This window comes from Amycolatopsis sp. BJA-103, from assembly GCF_002849735.1.
GTDB lineage: Bacteria > Actinomycetota > Actinomycetes > Mycobacteriales > Pseudonocardiaceae > Amycolatopsis.
Window position 1 is genome coordinate 1,998,683 of sequence record NZ_CP017780.1, and the last position, 22,233, is coordinate 2,020,915.

At 70.4% G+C, this 22,233-nt stretch carries 9 protein-coding genes; 5 read left to right on the forward strand and 4 right to left on the reverse strand.

The window, feature by feature from the left end; genetic code table 11:
- Positions 1-32: 32 nt before the first annotated feature.
- Genes BKN51_RS44595 through BKN51_RS08850 form a run of 3 tightly spaced genes read left to right on the forward strand, consistent with a single transcriptional unit; the run spans position 33 to position 16,262 of the window.
- Positions 33-14,819 carry a non-ribosomal peptide synthase/polyketide synthase gene (locus BKN51_RS44595; RefSeq protein WP_442857701.1) on the forward strand — a complete coding sequence of 4,929 codons (14,787 nt, stop codon included), beginning with the start codon at positions 33-35 and terminating at the stop codon, positions 14,817-14,819.
- Positions 14,816-16,051 (forward strand): MFS transporter, encoded by a 1,236-nt coding sequence (locus BKN51_RS08845; RefSeq protein ID WP_101607170.1) that lies wholly within the window; start codon positions 14,816-14,818, stop codon positions 16,049-16,051. Before BKN51_RS44595 ends, BKN51_RS08845 begins: the two co-directional genes overlap by 4 nt.
- Positions 16,052-16,064: 13 nt before the next feature.
- On the forward strand, positions 16,065-16,262 hold the full coding sequence (locus BKN51_RS08850) for an MbtH family protein (protein ID WP_101607171.1): 198 nt from the start codon (positions 16,065-16,067) through the stop codon (positions 16,260-16,262).
- A 47-nt stretch (positions 16,263-16,309) separates the two neighbouring features.
- Here BKN51_RS08850 and BKN51_RS08855 read toward each other — a convergent pair whose 3' ends face one another.
- Positions 16,310-16,696, reverse strand: a complete 387-nt coding sequence (locus BKN51_RS08855) for a winged helix-turn-helix transcriptional regulator (protein ID WP_101607172.1) — start codon at positions 16,694-16,696, stop codon at positions 16,310-16,312.
- A gap of 98 nt (positions 16,697-16,794) precedes the next feature.
- Here BKN51_RS08855 and BKN51_RS08860 point away from each other — a divergent pair, with 98 nt between their 5' ends.
- The gene (locus BKN51_RS08860; RefSeq protein WP_101607173.1) at positions 16,795-17,664 is read left to right on the forward strand and encodes an alpha/beta fold hydrolase; all 870 of its coding nucleotides are present in this window, start codon (positions 16,795-16,797) and stop codon (positions 17,662-17,664) included.
- 289 nt (positions 17,665-17,953) lie between these two features.
- On the opposite strand, the gene BKN51_RS08875 is transcribed toward BKN51_RS08860, so the two are convergent.
- Positions 17,954-19,063 (reverse strand): serine hydrolase domain-containing protein, encoded by a 1,110-nt coding sequence (locus BKN51_RS08875; RefSeq protein ID WP_101607175.1) that lies wholly within the window; start codon positions 19,061-19,063, stop codon positions 17,954-17,956.
- 440 nt (positions 19,064-19,503) lie between these two features.
- The gene (locus BKN51_RS08880) at positions 19,504-20,727 is read right to left on the reverse strand and encodes a multidrug effflux MFS transporter (RefSeq protein WP_101607177.1); all 1,224 of its coding nucleotides are present in this window, start codon (positions 20,725-20,727) and stop codon (positions 19,504-19,506) included.
- Positions 20,728-20,784: 57 nt separating this feature from the next.
- On the opposite strand from BKN51_RS08880, the gene BKN51_RS08885 reads away from it, so the two are divergent.
- Entirely contained in the window at positions 20,785-21,264 is a 480-nt protein-coding gene (locus BKN51_RS08885) for a MarR family winged helix-turn-helix transcriptional regulator (RefSeq protein ID WP_101607180.1), read from the forward strand.
- A 218-nt stretch (positions 21,265-21,482) separates the two neighbouring features.
- On the opposite strand, the gene BKN51_RS08890 is transcribed toward BKN51_RS08885, so the two are convergent.
- On the reverse strand, positions 21,483-22,229 hold the full coding sequence (locus tag BKN51_RS08890) for an SGNH/GDSL hydrolase family protein (protein ID WP_174720404.1): 747 nt from the start codon (positions 22,227-22,229) through the stop codon (positions 21,483-21,485).
- Positions 22,230-22,233: the final 4 nt, after the last annotated feature.

The window sequence follows — 22,233 nt, forward strand, 5'->3', positions numbered from 1 at the left end:
GACAGGACCGCATCGCGGCACTGCCCGCCCACCTGCGGGAGGCGCTGCGCGCGCGGATGGCGGGAACGGCCGCACCGGCGCCGGAGATCCCGGCCGCCGCCGACCGTTCCCGCCCGATCCCGCTCTCGTCCGCCCAGCGACGGCTGTGGTTCCTCAGCCGGTTGAGGCCGGACGACCCGGAGTACAACAGCGCGATCGCCCTGCGCCTGACCGGATCGCTCGACCACGGCGCGCTGGCCACCGCGCTGCGCCTGCTGGTCGCCCGGCACGAACCGCTGCGGACCACCTTCGACGAGATCGACGGCGAAGGCGTCCAAATCGTCCAGCCGCCCTACGAGGTCGTGCTGCCGGTCGTGGACGTCACGCCGGACGACCTCGAGGACGTCCTGCGCGTCGAGTACACACGGCCGTTCGACCTCCATCGCGGGCCGTTGCTGCGCGCGGTGCTGTTACGGCTCACGGAGACCGAGCACGTGCTGCTCGTGTGCGTGCACCACATCGCCACCGACGGCGCGTCGATGGGCGTGCTGACCGAAGAACTCGGCCTGCTGTACCGCGACGGCGAAGGCGCACGCCTGCCCGCGCTGCCGGTGCAGTACGCGGACTTCGCCGTATGGCAACGAAATCGGCCGCCGCGCGGGGCGGGGCTCGACCACTGGAAGGAGCACCTCGCCGACGTCGAACCCCTCGACCTGCCCACCGACCGGCCCCGGCCACCGGTCCGGAGCACCGCGGGCGCGGTGCGGGAATTCAGCGTCCCCACGGACGTCGCCAGGCGCCTCGCCGACTTGGCGCGGTCGTCGGAGACCACGCTGTTCACCGTCCTGATCGGCGCGTGCCAGGCGTTGTTCGCCCGCTACACCGGGCAGGAGGACATCGCGCTCGGCACCGTCGTGCGGGGCCGCGAACGGCCGGAGCTCGAACGGGTCGTCGGCTTCTTCGTCAACACCGTCGTGCTGCGCTCGGCCGTGGACCGGTCGGCGTCCTTCACCGAGCACCTGACCCGCGCCCGCCAGACCGTCCTGGACGCCTTCACCCATGACGACGTGCCTTTCGACGCCGTCGTCGACGCCGTGCAGGCGGGCCGCGACCCCGGCCGCAACCCGCTGTTCGACGTCATGGTGCTGCTGCATTCCGTCACCGGTTCCGGACCCGGGTTTCCCGGGCTGGCCGTGGAACCGGCGGGCGTCGCGCGGGACGCGGCGAACTTCGACCTCTCGCTGGAGTTCGAGGAATCCGGCGGCGAGCTCGCCGGGCTCGTCGAGTACAGCACCGAACTGTTCGACGCCGCCACGATCGACGGCCTGATCCGGCACCTGCTCCGCCTGCTGGCCGGGATCGCCGCCGAACCCGGCCGCCGGATCGCCGACCTGCCGCTGACCGACGACGCCGAAGAGCGCCGGCTGCTGTTCTGGGGGAGCAACGGGCTGGAGGTACCCGCGACGACCGTCGTCGACCTCCTCGACCATCAGGCGCGGACCCGGCCCGACGAGACCGCCCTCGTCTGCGGTGACGTCCGGCTGACGTTCGCCGAACTCGTCGCCCGCGCCGACGTCCTGGCCGCGGACCTGGCCGCTCGCGGAGCCGGTCCGGACCGGGTCGTCGCGGTGGTGCTGCCGCGGTCGGCCGAGGCGATCGTCGCGTTGTTCGCCGTGCTCAAGGCGGGCGCCGTCCACCTGTCGATCGATCCGGGGCTGCCGCCCGAGCGGATCCGGGTGCTGCTGGAAGACACCTGGCCGGTGGTCGTGCTCGACGACACCTTCACGGTCGCCTCCGACGGGCCGCGACCGGCGTCGCCCAGGCCTTCGGACGCCGCGTACGTCATCCACACCTCGGGCTCGACAGGCACGCCGAAGGGCGTCGTCGTCGGCCACTCGGCCCTGGTCAACCTGCTGGCCAACCACCGCGCCGTGTTCGGCCGCGACCGGATGCGCGTCGCGCTGACCGCGACCCTGTCGTTCGACACCTCGTGGGAAGGCCCGGTGCTGCTGGCGGACGGCCACGAACTGCACGTCATCACCGAAGAGACCCGTCTCGACCCGGCCGGACTGACCCGCTACGTCCGGGACGAGCACGTCGACTTCCTCGACGTCACGCCGTCCTACCTGCGCCAGCTGCTGCCCGCCGGGCTGCTCGAAGGCGAGCACCGGCCACGGTTCCTGATGGTCGGCGGCGAAGCCCTCGACGTGGACCTCTGGCGCGAACTCGCCGCGTCCGAAACGGCCGTCCACAACTACTACGGACCCACCGAGTCCACAGTGGACGCGACCTGTGCGCCGGTCACCGGCGACCGGCCCCTGATCGGCAGGCCGCTGGGGAACGTCACAGCCTACGTCCTCGACGAGTGGTCACGCCTCGTCCCGGCCGGGATTCCCGGTGAACTGTGCCTGGCGGGCGCCCAGCTCGCCCGCGGTTACCTCGGCAGGCCGGGCCTGACCGCGGACCGCTTCACCGCAGACCCGTTCGGCCCGCCCGGCGCCCGGCTCTACCGCACCGGCGACCGCGCCCGGTGGACCGCCGAGGGGCAGTTGGAACACCTCGGCCGCGTCGACGAGCAGGTCAAGGTCCGCGGGTTCCGGATCGAACCGGGCGAGGTCGAGGCCGTGCTGCGCGCGCAGCCGGACGTCTCGGACGCCGCGGTGGACGCGCGGGACGGCAAGCTGGTCGCCTACGTCGTCGGCGACGCCGACCCCGCCGGGCTGCGGACCGCGCTGAACCGGATCCTGCCCGGCCACCTCGTCCCCTCGGCGTTCGTCGGTCTCGACCGGCTGCCGCTGACCCGGCACGGAAAGCTGGACCGGCGCGCCCTGCCGGATCCGGAGCAGGCCACCGCCACGCCGTACGTCGCACCCCGCGACGAGCGCGAGCGGCTGGTGACCGAGATCTGGTCCGACGTCCTCGGCGTCGAACGCGTCGGTGTCGACGACGACTTCTTCGACCTCGGCGGGGATTCCCTGCTCGGGATCCGGGTCGTCGCGCGGCTCCGGGACGCGCTGGGCGCCGACGTGCCCGCCCGGCTCGTCTTCACCGCGCCCACCCCGGCCCGCCTCGCCCTCGGGCTGCCCGAGAGCACGGCGCCGCGGGAGGCGATCCCGCTGCTGTCCCGCGACGGCGGCCGGTTCGAGGCACCGCTTTCCTTCGCCCAGCAACGACTGTGGTTCCTCGACGAATTCGAACCGGGCAGCACCGAATACGTGTCACCGACCGCGTTGCGGCTACGCGGTGAGCTGGACGTCGGCGCGCTGAACCGCGCCTTGACCGCGCTGGTCGCCCGGCACGAGTCCCTGCGCACGACGTTCGCGACCGTCGACGGCCGCGGTGTCCAGGTGATCAATCCGCCTTACGCCGTCGACGTCGCCGTCACCGATGGCGATCTCGACACCGCGCTGGCCGCCGCGACCGGTCCCGTCGACCTGCACACCGGCCCGTCGCTGCGGGTCGCGCTGACCCGGCTCGCCCCCGGCGATCACGTGCTCACGCTGGTGCTGCACCACATCGTCACCGACGGCTGGTCCTCCGGTGTCCTGCTGGCCGAACTGGCCGCGTCCTACAGCGCGTTCGCCCGCGGTGCGGAGCCGTCCCTCCCGCCCCTGCCGGCGCAGTACGCCGACTACGCCGTCTGGCAGCGGGAACGCCTGCGGGGCACCGAATCCGACGCCCAGCTCAGTTACTGGCGCAACCGGCTCGACGGCGTCCCGGCGCTGGACCCGCCCACCGACCGGCCTCGTCCGGCGGTGCGGACCAAGAACGGCGCACTGCACGAGTTCAGCGTGCCCGCCGGGACCACCGCCCGGCTCAAGGAGCTTTCCCGGCATCAGGGCGGCACCCTGTTCATGACCCTGCTCGCCGCGAGCAAACTGCTGTTCGCCCGCTGGTCCGGGCAGGACGACATCGCCGTCGGCACCGTCGTCTCCGGTCGTGAGCGCACCGATCTCGAGGGCCTGATCGGGTTCTTCGTCAACACCCTCGTCCTGCGGTCCACAGTGGACTTGAAGGTCGGCTTCGATACCTTCCTCAACGACGTGCGTGACACCGTCCTGGACGCTTTCGCCCACCAGGACGTGCCTTTCGACCGGGTCGTCGACGATCTGCAACCCGAACGCGACACCAGCCGCACGCCGCTGTGCCAGGTTCTGGTCGTCCTGCACAACACTCCGGACAGCCGCCCCACGATGACCGGCCTGGACGTCGAGGAGGTGGCCCCGCCGGTCGTGACCGCGGGCTTCGACCTCACGATCCACTTCCAGGAGACCGCCGGACGGCTCGACGCGCTCGTCAACTACAACACCGACCTGTTCGACGCCGGCACCATCGAACGGCTGACCGGCTGGCTCCGCCGGATGCTCGACGGCATCGCGTCGGCACCGGAGCGGTCTCTCGCCGAGCAGCCTTGGATCAGCCCCGCCGAACGCGACCGGGTGCTGCTGGAGTGGAACGGCAAGGCGGCCGCGGAACCGGCGCCCGCCCTGCACGAACTGTTCGCCGCGCAGGCGGCGCGCACGCCGGGCGCCGTCGCGGTGACGAGCGGGACCACCGAGCTGACCTACCGCGAGCTGGACCGGCGCGCCAACCGCCTCGCCCACCGGCTGATCGGCGAGGGTGCCGGACCGGAGAAGCTGGTCGCGCTCCGCTTGCCGCGTTCGGCCGACCTCGTCGTCGGCGTGCTCGCGGTACTGAAGACGGGTGCGGCCTACCTGCCGATCGACCCGGCGTACCCGGCCGCCCGGACCGAGGCGACGCTGGCGGACGCGCGTCCGGTGTGCGTCGTCGACTCGGTCGAGGCAGGCGAGTGGCCGGACACCACGCCGCGGGTGCGGGTGGAGGCGGGCAACACCGCCTACGTCATCTACACCTCCGGCTCGACCGGCGTGCCCAAGGGCGTGCTGATCCCGCACGCGAACGTGACCCGCCTGTTCTCCTCGACCAGCCACTGGTTCGGTTTCGACGAGCAGGACGTCTGGACGCTGTTCCACTCCTACGCGTTCGACTTCTCGGTCTGGGAACTGTGGGGCGCGCTGCTGCACGGCGGCAGGCTCGTGGTCGTCCCGCAGGACGCGGTCCGCGAACCGGAAGACTTCCTGGCCCTGCTCGCCGAACAGCGGGTGACGGTCCTCAACCAGACGCCGTCCGCCTTCTACCGCCTCGGTGCCCTGCCTTCGGCGGAGCTCAGCCTGCGGTACGTGATCTTCGGTGGCGAGGCGCTGGATCCGGCGCGGCTGGCGGAGTGGTACCGGCGGCATCCGGACGGACCGCTGCTGGTCAACATGTACGGCATCACCGAGACCACGGTGCACGTGACCCACCGGCCGCTGGAAGCGGACGGGACGGCCACCGTCGGCGTCCCGATCCCGGACCTGCGGACGTACGTGCTCGACGCGGATCTCGCCCCGGTCCCGCCCGGCGTGACGGGCGAGTTGTACGTCGCGGGCGCGGGTCTGGCCCGTGGCTATCTCAACCGCCCCGGTCTCACCGCGTCGCGGTTCGTCGCGGATCCCTTCGGCGCGCCCGGAACCCGGATGTACCGCACCGGCGACCTGCTGCGCTGGACCGCCGGCGGCGAACTGGACTACCGCGGCCGGGCCGACCACCAGGTCAAGATCCGCGGGTTCCGCATCGAACCCGGCGAGATCGAAGCGGCCCTGATCGCCCACCCCGACGTCGAGACGGCGGCCGTCGTCGCCCACGGCACCGGGGACGCCCGGCGGCTCGTCGCCTACCTGACCGGCGCCGTGCCCGGAACGACGGCGCTGCGGGAGTTCCTCGGCCGCTCGCTGCCCGCGCACATGGTGCCCGCGGTGTTCGTCGCGCTGGAGCGACTGCCGCTCAACGCCAACGGGAAACTCGACACCCGGGCGCTGCCGGAGCCGGGCGCGCGGGCCGAAAACCGTTACACGGCCCCGCGCACCGACGTCGAGACGATTCTGGCCGGGGTCTGGTCGGAGGTCCTGGGCGTCGACCGTGTCGGCGTCGAGGACAACTTCTTCGGCCTCGGCGGCGATTCGATCCTCAGCATCCAGGTCGTCGCGGCCGCCCGGCAGGCGGGGCTGACGATGTCGTCGAAGGACCTGTTCCGGAACCAGACCATCGCCGAACTCGCCCACGTCGCCCAGCCCGAGGCGCCCGCCGAGCACGTCGAAGAGGAAGACCGCGGCCCGGCCCCGCTCGGCCCGATCCAGTCCTGGCTGTTCGAGCGGATGGACGATCCGTGGCGGCTGACCATGTCCGTGCACCTCGTGCTGTCCTCCGTGGACGTCCCGAAGCTCGTCTCCGCCCTGAACAGCGTCGCCGAGCGGCACGATGCCCTGCGCATGCGGTTCTCCCGCGCGGACGGCGGCTGGGTGCAGGAACCCGCGCCCGCCGAAACGCACGACATCCTCCGGCACGTCGATCTGTCCGAAGTGGACGACACGGCGGCCGCCATGCACACCGAGGCGGTGCGGGCGCAGACCTCACTCGACATCACCACCGGACCGCTGTGGCGCGCGGTGCTGTTCACCTTCCACGACAAGCCGCCGCAGTTGTTCCTCACCGCCCACCACCTCGTCATGGACGGGGTGTCGTGGCGAATTCTGCTGGCCGACCTCGAACGCGCGTACCTCGGTGAATCCCTCGGCCAGGTGCGCACATCGTTCACCCATTGGGCTCATTGTCTGGCCGAGAACGTGAAAATGGGACACCTCGACAGGGAAACCGCGTACTGGAAAAATTCTCTGCGCGGTGCGCGGGCGGATATTCCGGTTGACCGTCCGGGCCGTAACGCCGCGAAGTCGGAGCGCGGTGTCTCGGTGTCACTTGGCCGGGCCGAGACCACCGCGCTCCTCGGCGACGTTCCCGGTGCGTACCGCACGGAGGTCAACGACGTCCTGATGAGCGCGCTCGGCCGCGTGCTGACCCGCTGGGCGGGGTCGCGGGTCATGATCGCGATGGAAGGCCACGGCCGCGAGGAAATCGCCGGGCCGCTCGACCTTTCGCGGACGATCGGCTGGTTCACCGCGCAGTACCCGATCGCGCCCGTAGTGTCCGAAGGCGACTGGGGCGACGTGCTCAAATCCGTCAAGGAACAACTGCGCGCGGTTCCGAACAAAGGCGCCGGCTACGAGGCGTTGCGGTATCTGGGGGCCGAAGATACGCCGGGTTCCGCAATGCGCGAGATACCCACGCCCCGGATCTCCTTCAATTACCACGGCCGCTGGGACATGGGCGGTGCCGCGGACGGATGGTTCCAGGGACGAGGCGAAAGCATCGGGCACGACAGCGACCCGGAAAGCGTCCGCCCGTATCTGCTCGACGTCGTCGGCGTCGTCGAAGGCGGCGAATTGCATCTCACCTGGCAGTATTCCGATGAGGTGCACGAGGAAAGCACGGTCCGCGCGCTCGCCGAAGACACACTCGACGCTTTGCGGGGCATCATCGCGCATTGCGCCGGGGCGGGCGGGCGCACACCGTCCGACTTCCCGCTGGCCAGCCTCGTTCAGGCCGACGTCGACCGCTTCGCCGGGGACGGCCGCGACGTCGAGGACATCTACCCGCTCACCCCGTTGCAGACGGGCATGCTGTTCCACAGTCTGGTCGACACCGGTTCGACCGCGTATTTCGACCAGTTCCGGCTCCGGCTGGCCGGGGTGAGCCGTCCGGAGGCGCTCGCCGAGGCCTGGCAGCGCGTGGTCGACCGCACGCCGATCCTGCGCAGCAGTACCGCGTGGGAGGGCATCGAGGCGCCGATCCAGCGAGTCCACCGTGAGGTCCGGGTCCCGGTCCGGCAGTACGACTGGCGCGCGCTCGCCCCGGCGGAGCAGCACCGGGAACTGGCGAAGGTGCTGGCCGAGGACGTGGCGGCGGGGATGGAGCTGACCGCGCCGCCGCTGATGCGCCTGGCGATCGCCCGGCTCACCGAGGACGAAGTGCAACTGGTGTGGACCTCGCACCACGTCCTGCTCGACGGCTGGAGCACGGCGCAGGTCTTCGGCGAGGTGTGCGAGCAGTACGCGGCCATCGTCGAAGGCCGGGCCGCGCGCCTGGTGCCGCGCCGTCCGTTCCGCGACTACCTGGCCTGGCTCGCCGACCAGGACCGCGCCGAGGCGGAGGACCACTGGCGCGCGGTGCTGGACGGGTTCACCACGCCGACCCCGCTGCCCTTCGACCGGCGGCCGCGGGAAGCGCATCGCGCCGAATCGGGCGAAGCGATCCTGGTCGAACTGTCCCCGGAGGAGTCCGCGCGGCTGCACGAGACGGCGAAGTCCGCGGCGCTGACGGTCAACACCGTCGTGCAAGGCGCCTGGGCGCTGCTGCTCGGGCGCTACAGCGGGGAAACCGACGTGCTGTTCGGCGCCACCGTGTCCGGCCGCCCGGAAGGAATGCCGGGCGTCGAGGCGATGATCGGCATGTTCATCAACACCGTCCCGGCCCGCGTGGAGATCCGCGGTCACCAGCCCGCCGTCGACTGGCTGCGGGAAACCCAGACGGCACAGGCCGACGCGCGCCGGTACGACTTCCTCGCCCTGTCCGAACTGCAGGCGTTCACGGGCGTGCCCGCCGGTACGGCCCTGTTCGACAGCGTGGTGGTGTTCGAGAACTACCCGATCGAGGACAGCGGTCAGGCCGACGTGCGCGTGCTGGACGTCGAGTCGCTGGACACGACGAACTTCCCGCTCAACCTCACCGCCTACCTGCACGACAAGCTCGGACTCGAACTGTCCTACGACCCGCGGTTGTTCGACGCGGCCACGATCCGCCGTCTGGCGGATCAGCTCGCGGGCTTCCTCCGCGCCTTCGCCGACGACCCGCGGTGCCGCGTCGACGCGCTGTCCCCGCTGTCGCCGTCCGGACGGCGCGAACTGCTCGCCTCGAGCAGCGGGCCGGTGATCGACGTGCCGTCCGGCACGGTCCTGGACGTCTTCGAAGCCACGGTGGCCCGCGTGCCGCACGAGACCGCCTTGGTCTTCCGGGACACGGCCTGGGACTTCGCCGAGGTCGACGCCCGCGCCACGCGGCTGGCGGGGGAACTGGCCGCACGAGGCGCCGGTCCGGAATCGGTGGTGGCCGTCGCGTTGCCGAGGTCGGCCGAAGCCGTCATCGCGATCCTCGCGATCTTCAAGGCGGGCGCGGTGTATCTGCCGATCGACCCCGGCCTTCCGGAAGAACGCAAACGTTTCCTGCTCGACGACGCGCGGCCGGTGGTCGTCCTCGGCGAGCCAGGGCACACGTCGGCGACCTCCGCCGGGACGCGGGCGAGTGTGGACACCGCCGCGTACGTCATCTACACCTCGGGCTCGACGGGAACGCCCAAGGGCGTCGTCATCGAGCACCGCGGCCTGATGAACATGCTCGCCGCGCACCGTCGCGGTTTCCTCGGCGGGGAGCGCCGCCGGATCGCGCTCACCGCCTCGTTCTCCTTCGACACGTCCTGGGAAGGAGTGCTGGCCCTGATCGACGGTCACGAGCTGCACGTGCTGGACGACGACACCCGGCTCGACCCCCGTGCCGCCGTCGACTACGTCCGGCACCACCGGATCGGCCTGCTCGACCTGACGCCGACCTATCTCCGCCAGCTGATGGACGCCGGACTGCTGACCGGGCAACACCGGCCGGACACGGTGATGGTCGGCGGCGAGGCGATCGACGAGCGGCTGTGGCGTGAACTGGTGGAGTCCGGGATCACCTCGCACAACTACTACGGGCCCACCGAAGTGACCGTCGATTCCGTCCACACGCCGGTGACGGGGGACCGGCCGCTGATCGGCCGTCCGCTGGCCAACCTGCGGGCGTACGTCCTCGACGCGACCGGCGTACCGGTCCCGGCGGGGATGCCGGGCGAGTTGTTCCTCGCCGGCGTCCAGCTCGCGCGCGGCTACCTCGGCCGTCCGGGGCTGACCGCGGACCGGTTCGTGGCCGATCCCTTCGGCCCGCCGGGCACTCGCATGTACCGCACCGGCGACCGCGTCCGCTGGACCGCGGACGGACGGCTCGACTACCTCGGCCGCGTCGACGACCAGGTGAAGATCCGCGGCTTCCGGATCGAGCCCGGAGAGGTGGAAGCCGTGCTGCGGCGGCATCCCGCGGTCACTGACACCACGGTCGCCGCGCGCGACGGACGCCTCGTCGCCTACGTCGTCGGCGACACCGAGGGCCTGCGGGACTGGCTGCGGGAGCGCCTGCCGGATCACCTCGTCCCGACGGCGTACGTCGCCCTCGACGTACTTCCCTTGACTCGCAACGGAAAGGTCGACAAGCGGGCGCTTCCCGCGCCCGGCCGCGACACCGCCGCGGAATACGTGGCGCCCCGGAACGAGACCGAACGCCGTCTCGCCGCCATCTGGGCCGAAGTACTGAAACTGGACCGGGCCGGCGTCACGGACAACTTCTTCGAACTCGGCGGTGACTCGATCCTGAGCATGCGGATCACGTCGCGGGTGCGCACCGAGCTGGGCGTCGACGTCTCGCCACGCGCGTTGTTCAGCGCGCCGACCCTCGGCCGGTTCGCCGCGGCGCTGCCGGAGCAGCAGGCCGGTACCTCGCCCATCCCGGTCGTCGCCCGCGACGGCGCCTTGCCGTTGTCGTTCTCCCAACAGCGGTTGTGGTTCCTCGACGAGTTCGAATCCGGTGGCACCGAATACCTTTCACCCACGGCGTTGCTGCTCCGCGGCGAGCTCGACGTCGACGCGCTGAACCGGACACTGGACTTCCTGGTGGCCCGGCACGAATCACTGCGGACGACCTTCGACGCCGTCGACGGCCGTGGCGTCCAGTTCGTGCACGAGCCGTACCACGTCGACCTGCCGGTGGAGGACTTCGACGAGAACACTCTGGTGCGGGAAGCGTCGCGGCCGTTCGAGCTGCGCACCGGACCGCTGCTGCGGGCCCGGCTGTTCCGGCGGTCGGCCGACGAGCACGTCCTCCTGCTGGTGCTGCACCACATCGTCACCGACGGCTGGTCTTCGGGCGTGCTGGCCGCCGAACTCGACGACTGCTACGCCGCTTTCGTCCGTGGCGAAGAGCCGCGGTTGGCGGAGCTTCCGGTGCAGTACGCGGACTTCGCTTCCTGGCAACGCCGGCTCCTCGACGGCCCCGAGCTCGCCGGGCAGCTGGACCATTGGCGAGACCGTCTCGCCGGGCTGGAACCGCTCGAGCTGCCCACCGACCGGCCCCGGCCCGCGGTGCGCACGACCGAGGGGGAGTGGGCCGGATTCGACGTCCCCGCCGACGTCGCCACGAAACTCCGGGAGCTGGCCAACGCCCAGGACGGCACCCTCTTCATGACCCTCGTGGCCGCCTGCCAGGTGCTTCTGGCCGGTTGGGCGGGTCAGGAAGACGTCGCCGTGGGTACCGTGACCTCCGGCCGGGAGCGCGCCGAACTGCAACGCCTCGTCGGGTTCTTCGTCAACACCCTCACCCTGCGGTCCACTGTGGACAGCGGACGGTCGTTCCGCGAGTTCCTGGCGCGGGTGCGGAACACGGTGCTCGACGCGTTCGCTCACCAGGACGTCCCCTTCGAACGCGTGGTGGACGCCGTGCAGCCCGCCCGCGACCCGAGCCGGACCCCGCTGTTCCAGGCCATGGTGGTCCTGCAGAACACCGGTGACCGGCCCGGCTCCGGCACACTGGTCGCGGAGGAGGTCGCGCTGCCCGCGGTGTCGGCCACCTTCGATCTGCTCGTGCAGTTCGAGCAGGACGGCGACGCGCTGCACGGGGCGATCAACTACAGCACCGGGCTGTTCGACGCGGCGACGATCGACAGGCTGATCGCGCGGTTGCGGACCCTCCTGACCGCGCTCGCGGCCGAACCGGATCGCCCGATGGCCACCTTGCCGTCGCTGCCCCAGGTCGAACTCGACCAGCTGCGAGCGTGGAACGACACCGCGCGCGACGTCCCGGCCGCCTCCCTGGCCGAACTGGTCGAGACACAGGCGCGGCGGACACCCACGGCGCCCGCGCTCGTGTCCGACGACGGCTCGCTGACCTTCGCTGAACTGAACGCGCGGGCGAACCGGCTGGCCCGGCTCCTCGCGACGAGGGGCGCCGGTCCCCAGCGGATCGTCGCCGTCCGGCTGCCGCGTTCGGTGGACCTCGTGGTCACCGAACTGGCCGTGGCCAAGACCGGAGCCGCGTTCCTGCCGGTGGATCCCGGCTACCCGGCCGAGCGCATCGAGTTCATGCTGCGCGACGCGGACCCGGTCCTGGTGGTGGACGGCGCACTCGACGCGACCGGGTACGACGACACCGATCCGGGGACGCCGGTCGATCCGGCGCAGCCCGCGTACGTGATCTACACGTCCGGTTCGACCGGGCGGCCCAAGGGCGTCGTCGTTTCCCACGCCGGGCTGGCGTCCTTCTCCGCCGCCGGAATCGAGCACTGCGAGGTACGTCCGGGGGATCGCGTGCTGGCGTTCAGTTCGCCCAGTTTCGACGCGTCGATCCTGGAACTGTGCCTGTCCCTGCCCGCGGGCGCCGCGCTCGTCGTCCCTCCCGAGGGGCCGTTGCTCGGCACCCAGCTCGCCGAGGTCCTGCGGCGTCGGCGGATCAGCCACGCCCTGATCCCGCCGATCGCGCTGGCCACCGTTCCCGAGGTGGACCTGCCGGACTTCCGCACCGTGCTCGTCGGCGGGGACTCCTGCCCGGCGGCGCTGGTGGACCGATGGGCGCCGGGCAGGCGGATGATCAACGCGTACGGGCCCACGGAGTCCACCGTCGTCACCTCGTGGAGCGCGCCGCTGACCCCCGGCGGCACGCCGCCGATCGGCGCGCCGATCCCGAACACCGAGGTCCACGTCCTGGACACCGCGCTGCGGCCGGTGCCGATCGGGACGACCGGCGAGCTGTTCGTCGACGGCGCCGGTCTCGCGCGGGGATACCTGAACCGGCCCGGTTTGACCGCGGACCGGTTCGTCGCGAACCCCTTCGGCACGCGGGGAAGCCGGATGTACCGGACCGGTGACCTGGTCCGCTGGACGGTGCCGGGCGGGCTGGAGTTCGTGGGACGCGTGGACGAGCAGGTCAAGGTCCGCGGCTTCCGGGTGGAACTCGGTGAGATCGAAACGGCGCTGCGCCGGCATCCCTCGGTACGGGACGCCGTCGTGGTCGCCCGCGAGATCGCCGGCCACAAACGGCTCGTCGCCTACGTGGTCGGCGAGGCGACGGACCTCCGGGCCTTCCTCGGGGAGACGCTGCCGGACTACCTCGTGCCGTCGATCTTCGTCCCGGTGGACGCGATCCCGATCACCGCCAACGGCAAGGTGGACCGCGCGGCGCTCCCCGCCCCGGATCCGTCTCTGGCACAGAGTGCGGACTACGTGAAGCCGCGCACCGAAACGGAAGAGACCCTGGCGGACCTCTGGGCCGAAGTCCTCGGTCTGGACCGGGTCGGGGCCACGGACAACTTCTTCGATGTCGGCGGTGACTCGATCCTGAGCATCCAGGTCGTCCACCGCGCCCGGCAGGCGGGCCTGGCGATGCGGTCGAAGGATCTGTTCACCCACCAGACGGTCGCCGAGCTGGCGACGGTGGTGAAGCCGGTCGACACGGTGGCCGAGGATCGCGAGGTCGTCGTCGGTGACGTTCCGCTGACGCCGATCCAGCGGTGGTTCTTCGCCTCCGAACCGGCGAATCCGGCGCACTTCAACCAATCGGTGGTGGTCGAACTGGCCGGACCGGTGGAGGAGGAGTCACTGCGGCTCGCGCTCGACGCCGTCGTCGCCCAGCACGACGCGCTGCGCCTGCGCTTCGAGCGGACCGCCGCCGGGTGGACGCAGTACAACGAACCGGCCGAGCCGAGGCCGGTGCTGAAGAGGGTGCCCGCCGCCGACCTGGAGAACGAGGCCGAGTCGGCGCAAGCGGACTTCGACCTGGCCCGGCCACCGCATCTGCGCGCACTGCTGACCGAACCGGAGGGAGCGGAGAATCCACGACTGCTGCTCGCCGCGCACCACCTGGTCGTCGACGCGGTGTCGTGGAGCATCCTGCTCGAAGACCTCGAACGCGCGTACCGGCAGATCGAAGCCGGGGAGAAGGCGGACCTCGGGGCCAAGACGACGTCCTTCCGGGACTGGGCGCACCGGCTGCGCGAGTTCGTCGCGGACGGCGGTCTGGACGGCGAACACGCGCATTGGACGCGTGAGCTGCCCGGTCGCACGATCCCGCGCGATCAGACCGGCGCTCCGCCCGCTCCGCCGGAATCGGTGACCGTCGAGATCGACGAGCGGGACACCGACGCCCTGCTGCATCTGGCGCCCGGCGCGTACCGCACCCGGATCAACGACGTTCTGCTGACCGCGCTGGCCCGGGCGCTCACCCGCTGGACGGGACAGCGAGCCGTCGCGGTCGATCTGGAAGGCCACGGACGCGAAGAGATCCTCGACGACGTCGACCTTTCGCGGACCGTGGGATGGTTCACCACCCTGTTCCCGGTCGGTCTCACGGTCGAGGACTCCCTCGGCTGGAGAGAACTGGTCAAGGCGGTCCGGAAACAGCTGCGTGCCTTGCCGGGCAACGGTTTCGGCTATGGCGCCCTGCGGTACTTCCGGTACCCGGAGCTCGGTGACACGGCATCGGAGGTCGCGTTCAACTACCTGGGCCAGGGCGATCACGCGGGGGAGGGGAGCGGGCTCTATCTCCGGGCCCACGCGCCTCTCGGCCGCGAGCAGGACCCCGCGAACCGCCCGCCGCACGTCCTCGAGGTGGTCGGCGGTGTGCGTGACGGCCGTCTGGAGTTCTCCTGGTACTACCAGCCTCACCTGAACACGCGGACCACGGTGGCGGCCGTCGCCGCGGACTTCGCCGAAGCCTTGCGCGCCATCGCGTCGGACTGCCGGGGTGAGGAGGCGTGAGCGGGCTGAGGAGCAATCGCGACTACCGGCTCCTGTGGACCGGGCAGGTCGTCTCCGAGGCCGGTTTCAGTACCACGATGATCGCGTTCCCCTTGCTGGTCTTGGCGATCACCGGATCCGGTGTGCAGTCGGGACTCGTGGTCGGCTCGGTGGCGATCGCCCAGCTGGTCGCCGGGCTGCCCGCCGGCGCGCTGGCGGACCGCTGGCACCGCAAGCGGATCATGCTCGGCTGCGAGGCCGTGCAGGCGGTCGCGGCCGCAGCGCTCGTCCTCGCGCTGTGGTGGGACGGCGCCGGAGTCGGCCTCCTGGTCGTCGTCGCCGTGGTGATGGGGGTGTGCCGTGCCCTGTTCGAACCGGCGGAGGAGGCGAGCCTGCCCCTCCTGGTCCAAGCCGGGGAAGTACCGACGGCGGTCTCGCTGAACGCCGCGAGGACCAGCGCCGGACAGCTGTCGGGCACCGCGCTCGGCGGGTTCCTGTTCGCCCTCGGCCGGGTCGTCCCGTTCGTTTTCGACGTCCTCACGCATCTTTTCGCCTTCGTGGCGCTGCTGTTCGTCCGGCTGCCCGCACGGCCCGCCGCGGTCTCCCGGCCGCCCGCGCATCTCGGCCGGGAGATCGTGGAGGGGCTGAAGTGGGTGTGGGGGCAACCTCGGCTGCGGGTCACGACGTTCTGCGTGGTCAGCCTGAACCTGTTCTTCTCGGCCTACTACCTGGTGATCATCGTGCTGGCCGACCGCCGGGGCATGCCCGCCGGCGAGATCGGTGTCATGGCGGCGATGCTCGGCGCCGGCGGGGTGCTCGGCGCCTTCGCCGCGCCCGTCCTGTATCGCAAGATCAGCCCGTACCTGTTGATCACCGGGGTGTTCTGGGCGCTGACCGTGCTGACGCCGATCGCGATCTTCGTGCACAGCGGCTATCTGATGGGACTGCTGTTCGCCGCGATCGCCTTCCTCCCGCCGTCGGTCAACACCGCCATCAGCACCTACCAGCTGTTGAACACGCCCGACGAGCTGCGTGGTCGCCTCGGCGGCGTACTGGGGGTGACCGGCGGCCTGGCCGCCGCGGTCGGCCCCGCGCTGGGCGGCTGGCTGGTCGAGGTGCTGACCGGCCCCGCCGCGGTGCTCGCGTGCGCGGGCGCCATCGCGGTCGTCACCGTGTTCACCACGCTCAACCGCACCCTGCGCGGCCTCCCCGCCGCGTCCGAACCACTCGAAGCGGAAATCACCGGAAAATAAGGAGAGAAACCCGATGGACGACAACACCACGTTCCAGGTCCTGATCAACGACGAAGAGCAGTACTCCCTTTGGCCGTCGGACAAGGAGGTGCCGGAAGGCTGGCGCCCCGACGGCAAGACCGGCAGCCGCCAGGAGTGCATGGATCACGTGGACGAGGTCTGGACGGACATGCGCCCCCGGAGCCTCCGGGAGCGGATGGCCGCCGAGTGACCGGCCCCGGGGACGGTGTGGCCCACCGTCCCCGGGAGCCCGGCTTCTCACCCTTCGGCAGCGGCGTGGGCATCGCTGAGCGCGTTGGCCCGGTCGATCCCGGCCATGTTCTCCTCGGCCCAGGTCCGGAGCGCCGCCAACGGGACTTCGAGGGACAAGCCCAGGTCGGTGAGCCGGTAGTGCACGCGCGGTGGCACGGTGGGCTCCACGCGGCGGGCGACCAGGCCGTCGCGGACCAGGCTGTGCAGGGTCACCGACAGCATTTTCTGGGAGACACCGGGAATCCGGCGCCGCAACTCGGCGAAACGCACCTCGTTCGGGGCCGCCTCCGCGAGGACCTTGACCGCCATCGACGTCCATTTCGTGCCGATGCGGTCCAAAAGCCGCCGGGTCGGGCACTCGGGGTCGAACAGATCGCCTTTCTTGGGGGTCACCTGGAGCTCACCACCTGAGGGGAAAGTGCCGTCTTGGCGGCACCGCGGAAGTTACCTACGGTTTTCTGGTAACCAATGGTAACCACCGCGGAGGCACCGTGCCCGGCACACTGCGACAGATCACCGTCAACGGCATCCAGACCACCGTGGCCACCGCCGGTTCCGGACCCGCGGTTCTGCTGCTGCACGGGTTTCCGCACACCTGGCGGCTCTGGACCGAGATCATCGGGCCACTGGCCGAGCAACACCGGGTCATCGCCCCGGACCTGCGCGGACTCGGCGCCGGCACCCGCGCCGCGGAGGGCTACGACGCGGGCACGCTGGCCGCTGACGCCGAAGGCATCCTCGACGCCCTCGACGAACCAGCCGCGGCCGTGGTCGCCATCGACGCCGGCACCCCGGCCGCCTTCCTGCTCGCCATGCGGCGGCCGGAGCGGGTGCGGCGGCTCGTGCTGATGGAGTCACTGCTGGGGTCACTGCCCGGCGCCGAGGACTTCCTCGACGCAGGCATGCCGTGGTGGTTTGGATTCCACGCCGTGCCCGGCCTCGCCGAAACGGTCCTGCTCGGACACGAGGCGGAGTACCTCGACTGGTTTCTCGCCGCGGGCACCCTCGGTCGCGGGGTGCCGTCCGAGATCCGCGACGCCTTCGTCGACGCCTACACCGGACAGGACGCCCTGCGCTGTGCTTTCTCCTATTACCGCGCCATGCCGGCCACGGCCCGCCAGATCGGCGAGGCCGTGGCGGCGGGCAGGCTCACCATGCCCACGATGGCGATCGGCGCCCATCCGGTCGGCCGCGCGCTGGAACGGCAGCTGCGTCCCGTCGCCGACGACCTCACCGGTCACCTCGTCGAGGATTGCGGCCACATCATTCCGCTGGACCGGCCCGCGGAACTGCTTCGGCTCCTCACCCCGTTCCTCGACGAGAGGGCTACTCGACCGCTTGCGGAGTCAGCAGATCGTTGAGCCACGGCAGGACCGCGGATCGACCGCCCGGGGGGGGCGTGATCCAGGCGTCGGACTCTTGCAGCGACCGGACGATCTCGGTGAGCTCGTCGCGGTGTTTCTCGGCGAAGTCGCGGCGGGCGAACCACAGCGACGGATGACTGACCAGGAACTGGCCGCGGGTTTCCGCACGATCGGTATCCCGCTTCGCGACCGGGAAGGGCGCGCTCGCTTCTCACCCGGCCTGCGTGGCGCGACGGCCGGGACGGGAACGCCACGTATGGCGCGCCCGCCGCCGGCCCGGAAGACGTCAGCAGAAGACTTCGGTGAGCAGCTTGCCGAACGCGTCGCCGGGGTCGCCCGCGGTCGGCGCGCTCGTGACCGAGAGCTCCAGTCGCTTCGCGGTGTCCGGCGTGGTCAGCAGTTGCGAGGAGTAGCCGGGGATGCCGCCGCCGTGGCCCCACACCTTGGTGCCGCACGGCAAGGTCTCCACCTGCAGGCCCAGGCCGTACTGGGGGCTGACCGCGGTCGTCTTGCTGATCTCCTGCTGTTGCGCGGGCCTGAGCAGCTTGCCGCTCGCCAGCGCCACCCCGAACGTGTCCAGGTCGCGGGTCGTGGAGATCACCTCGCCCGCGGCCCAGGCGACCGACGGGTTGATGCGGGTGACGTCGTTCGGCTTGCCCGCCACGGTCACGTAGCCGTGGGCATGCGGGCCCCTGATGTCGACGTTGTCGCCGGGAACCTCGGTGTCGTCGAGGCGCAAGGGCTTGAGGATCCGCTGCTCGACCGCCTTCGCGTACGGCCTGCCGGTCAGCTTCTCCACCAGCAGTCCCGCGACCACGTAGTTGGTGTTGGAGTAGTTCCACCGGGTGCCGGGGTCGAAGTCGAGCGGCTTGTCGGTGGAGATCTTGAGCAGTTCCCGGGGCGTCCAGTGCTTGTAGCGGATCTTCTCGAACTCGGCCGGGTCGAGCGGCAACGCGTCGGTGTAGTTGTAGAGGCCGCTGGTGTGCTGGAGGACCTGGCGCACCGTGACGCGGTTGTCGATCAGGCCGGGCAGGTAGCGGACGACCGGCGCGTCCAGGGCGACCTTGCCTTCGCCCGAAAGCTGCAGCAGGACCGTCGACACGAACGTCTTGGTGATGCTGCCGACGCGGAACCGGCCGTTCTCCGGCACCGGGCGATTCGAACCCAGCTCCGCCTTGCCGGAGCGCGCGGTGAAGCGCTGATGGCCGTCGGTCACCCTGACCTGCGCGCCGAGCGCCGCGCCGCTCGTGGTGAACTGGTCCAGCGCCTCCTGCACGACCTTGCGGTCGGCGCCGGTGTCGGCGAGCGCGGTGCCCGTGGTGGCGAGCAGTCCGGCCGCGGTGAGCGCGACCACGAGTCGAATCCTCTGCAAAGGCCGAGGCAATGTTCTTTGCATAATCGGAAAAACTCCCCTCGAAGCCCGAAGGCTCTCCCCAGGCGGCGGTCCACCGCCGGCCCGACCGACGCTAGCGTCCGGTGATCAGCACCCCCAGGGCCGGAAATCACAACCACTCGAACAGAGCAGAACACCCGGCACCGGATGATCCAGCCGACGCGTCCTTCTGCACCAGCCGCACCGCTCGGCGAGGTGTAGGCCACCAGGGTGGTTCTCAGTGCAAGGTCGTAGCCGCTCATCGGCATGACCTCGCGCCCGGTCTGCGCATCGACCGCATCGCGGCATGCGCGGGTGTTCGTGCCGCTGCGATAGCCGCCTCCGCCTAGGTGATGACCGACGACAACGAGGCCTACCTGATCACCGTCGCGTTCGGAACACTCGCCCGGCGTCGCCCCGGACCGGGTGGATCGCCGACCTGCGACGTTCGAGCGAGTGCCATTTCAGGAGGCGGGCTTGAATCTCACGGATTGTGGTCGCTTCGCCTTCTCTCTCGCCAGGACCGACCCGCACAGCAGGGCCGCGACCGAGCACACTGTCATAGCCAGGTAGAGGGGAATCGCGGTGTGCTGGCCGCCGAGTCCGACCAGGGGTGCGGCGAGCGCGCCGAGTCCACTTTGGAGTGTTCCCAGCAATGCCGACGCGGTTCCGGCGGATTCGGGGACCGCTTCGATCGCCAGTGCGGTCGCGTTGCCGAATACCAGACCGAGGCCGGCACCGGTGATCGCCAGCAGCGACAACGCGCTGACCGGGGCCAATTTCCCGATGGTCGCGATCAGCAAGGACGCGGCCGTGGAGCCGGACATGGCCACCAATCCGATCCGCAGTAGCACCGACGGATGGACGCGGTTGACCAGTTTGGCACTGGCACCACTGGAAAGGGTGGCAATCAGCGCTCCCGCGGCGAAGACGACGGAGTAGTCCTGGACACTCATGCCGAGCATCTTCTGATAAAGGAAGGGCGATGCGGAGATGTAGGAGAACAGCGCTCCGGACGCGAAGACGAAGACCAGGGTGTGACCGAGGTAGACCCGGTTGCCCAGCACTCCGGCCGCCGCGCGCAGCGTAGTCGCGAATCCCTTGGCGTGGCGTCGTTCTCGCGGCAGGGTTTCCGGGACCAGGAAGAACGCCGCGGCGAACATCGACATCACGACCGTGGCCAGCAGCCAGAAGACGGCACGCCAGCCGAATTCCTCGAAAACCGCTCCGCCTGCCAGTGGCGCGACGATCGGCGCGATACCGCCGAGGGCCATCAGGATGCCGAACAGGCGTGCCGCGGCGCTGCCGGTGGCGATGTCGGAGATAACGGCGCGACCGAGCACCACCCCGGCCGCGCCGGCGAAACCGGTGACGAAACGCAGTGCCACCAACCACTCCAGCGTCGGAGCGAGAGCGCAAAGGGCCGTGCTCGCCGCGCACATGGCGGTTCCGGCGAGCAAGAGGCCCCGGCGTCCGTACCGGTCGGACAGCGGGCCGAGGACGAGTTGCCCGGCCGCCAGTCCGATCAAGAACGCGGTGAGTGTGAGCTGTACACCGGAGGCATCGGTGCCGAGTTCCTCGGCCATCCGCGGGAACGCCGACAGGTACAGGTCGGTGGCCATGGGCAGCACGAAGGACAACAAGGCCAACACCGCGATGAGCGTGCCGGCGGGTTTGACAGAGGGCATCCGAACTCTCCCAGTTAGTTATACTTATATAAGCATAACTAACGGTACACTGGTGCCGTGACCGATGACAACGCCGCGCGACTCAAGCAGGCGAGAGGCCTGGTACCCGGCCTGTACGGGTTGTCCCGTGCACTACGGCTGCGAGGAGTCGCCGAGGCGGGGCTGTATCAGCTCCCGCCATCCGAGCTGGAAGTGCTGCGCTACGTGATGGACACCCCGGGCACTCCCCTGAGCACGATGGCGCGTGAGCTTGGATTGCAGACCAGCAACGCCAGCGTCGTGGTGCGGAACCTGGTCGCCCGCGAGCTTGTGGAACGCGAGCCCGACCCGGACGACCGAAGGTCGGTACGACTGCTTCCGACGATGAACGCACAGCACGGCATGGCACGGATCGAGAGCTCCTGGGCCGAGCTGCTCGCCGTCGCGCTGGAGAACCTTTCTCCGGACGAACGAGACAAGCTGGCCGCCGCGGGACCAGCGCTGGCCTCGCTCGGGAAAGCGCTCAAAAACCCGCTGACGCCCGAAGCGTCGCGTTGAGCACCGAGCGACAACGAAGGCGCCCTCCCTCACCGGTGACACGTCCATCGAAGGAGTCCTCCAGGCTCTCGACACTGGCCGCGTACGGGAAGTACGTGTCGCCCGTTCTCCGCCATCGAGGTTGTGCCCGCAGCTCGTCGTTCGGCATGTACACAGTCTCCCGCCGTCATCGCCCAGCCCGGGGCCACCGCACACGGTGACCTGCGCGATGTTGTTCGTCAGCAGCCTTGGAAGTGCTTGTCGGCCGACCAGCCCGTATTGGCCCAGCTTTCCGCCGCCGGGGGAGCGAAGCCCGGGATCACCGCAGCCAAACCGGTGAGCAGCCAGCTGGTGAAGCGCGCGGCTCCTTGAGGACAGGTATGGATGCCGTCGGCGCTGCGATCCGCTTTGCCGTCTTTCGTCTGCTCGTAGGCGCTGCCCCACACTTCGGTGGCGTCGAGCACGACGGCCTTGCCGCCGGATCCGGCCGCCACCGCGCGGGCGACGTCCGGGGTGCGATCGAGGTCTGCCATGTGCGGCTTGTAGAAGTCGTCCGGCTTCAGCGGGGGCATGGTGACGAAGACCAGTTTCGCGCCGGCGCCCGTCGTGGTGCTCAGCAGTTTCTCGTAGGCGGTCTGCTGCTCCTGCTGGGTTCCCCAGTCGTAGCTGGCTATCTGGTAGACGACCACGGTGGGCTTGGCGGAGGTGATCTGTTCCGGCAGTTTCTTCCAGTTTTCCTCGGAGAAGGGGCCGACGACGTTCCCGCCGCCCTCCGCGGCTATGGAGGTGAAACCGGCTCCACCGGCTTTGAACGCGGCGGACAGCGGCAATGCCTCGCCGACGGCGATGGAGTCGCCGAGGAAGAGCACCTTGGCCTGTTCCGAACTGGCCGCTGGGGTCGGACCTGGGGCGGCCTGGGTCGAGCAGGCCGAGGTCGCCAGGACCAAACCGGCCAGGCCGAGCATGATTTTTCGGTTCTTGGTCATGTCT

Bases quoted from the DNA above. Each gene is read 5' to 3' on its own strand.
- BKN51_RS08850 (WP_101607171.1), top strand. From the start codon at position 16,065: ATGGACGACAACACCACGTTCCAGGTCCTGATCAACGACGAAGAGCAG.
- BKN51_RS08890 (WP_174720404.1), bottom strand. From the start codon at position 22,229: ATGACCAAGAACCGAAAAATCATGCTCGGCCTGGCCGGTTTGGTCCTG.
- BKN51_RS08880 (WP_101607177.1), bottom strand. From the start codon at position 20,727: ATGCCCTCTGTCAAACCCGCCGGCACGCTCATCGCGGTGTTGGCCTTG.
- BKN51_RS08875 (WP_101607175.1), bottom strand. From the start codon at position 19,063: ATGCAAAGAACATTGCCTCGGCCTTTGCAGAGGATTCGACTCGTGGTC.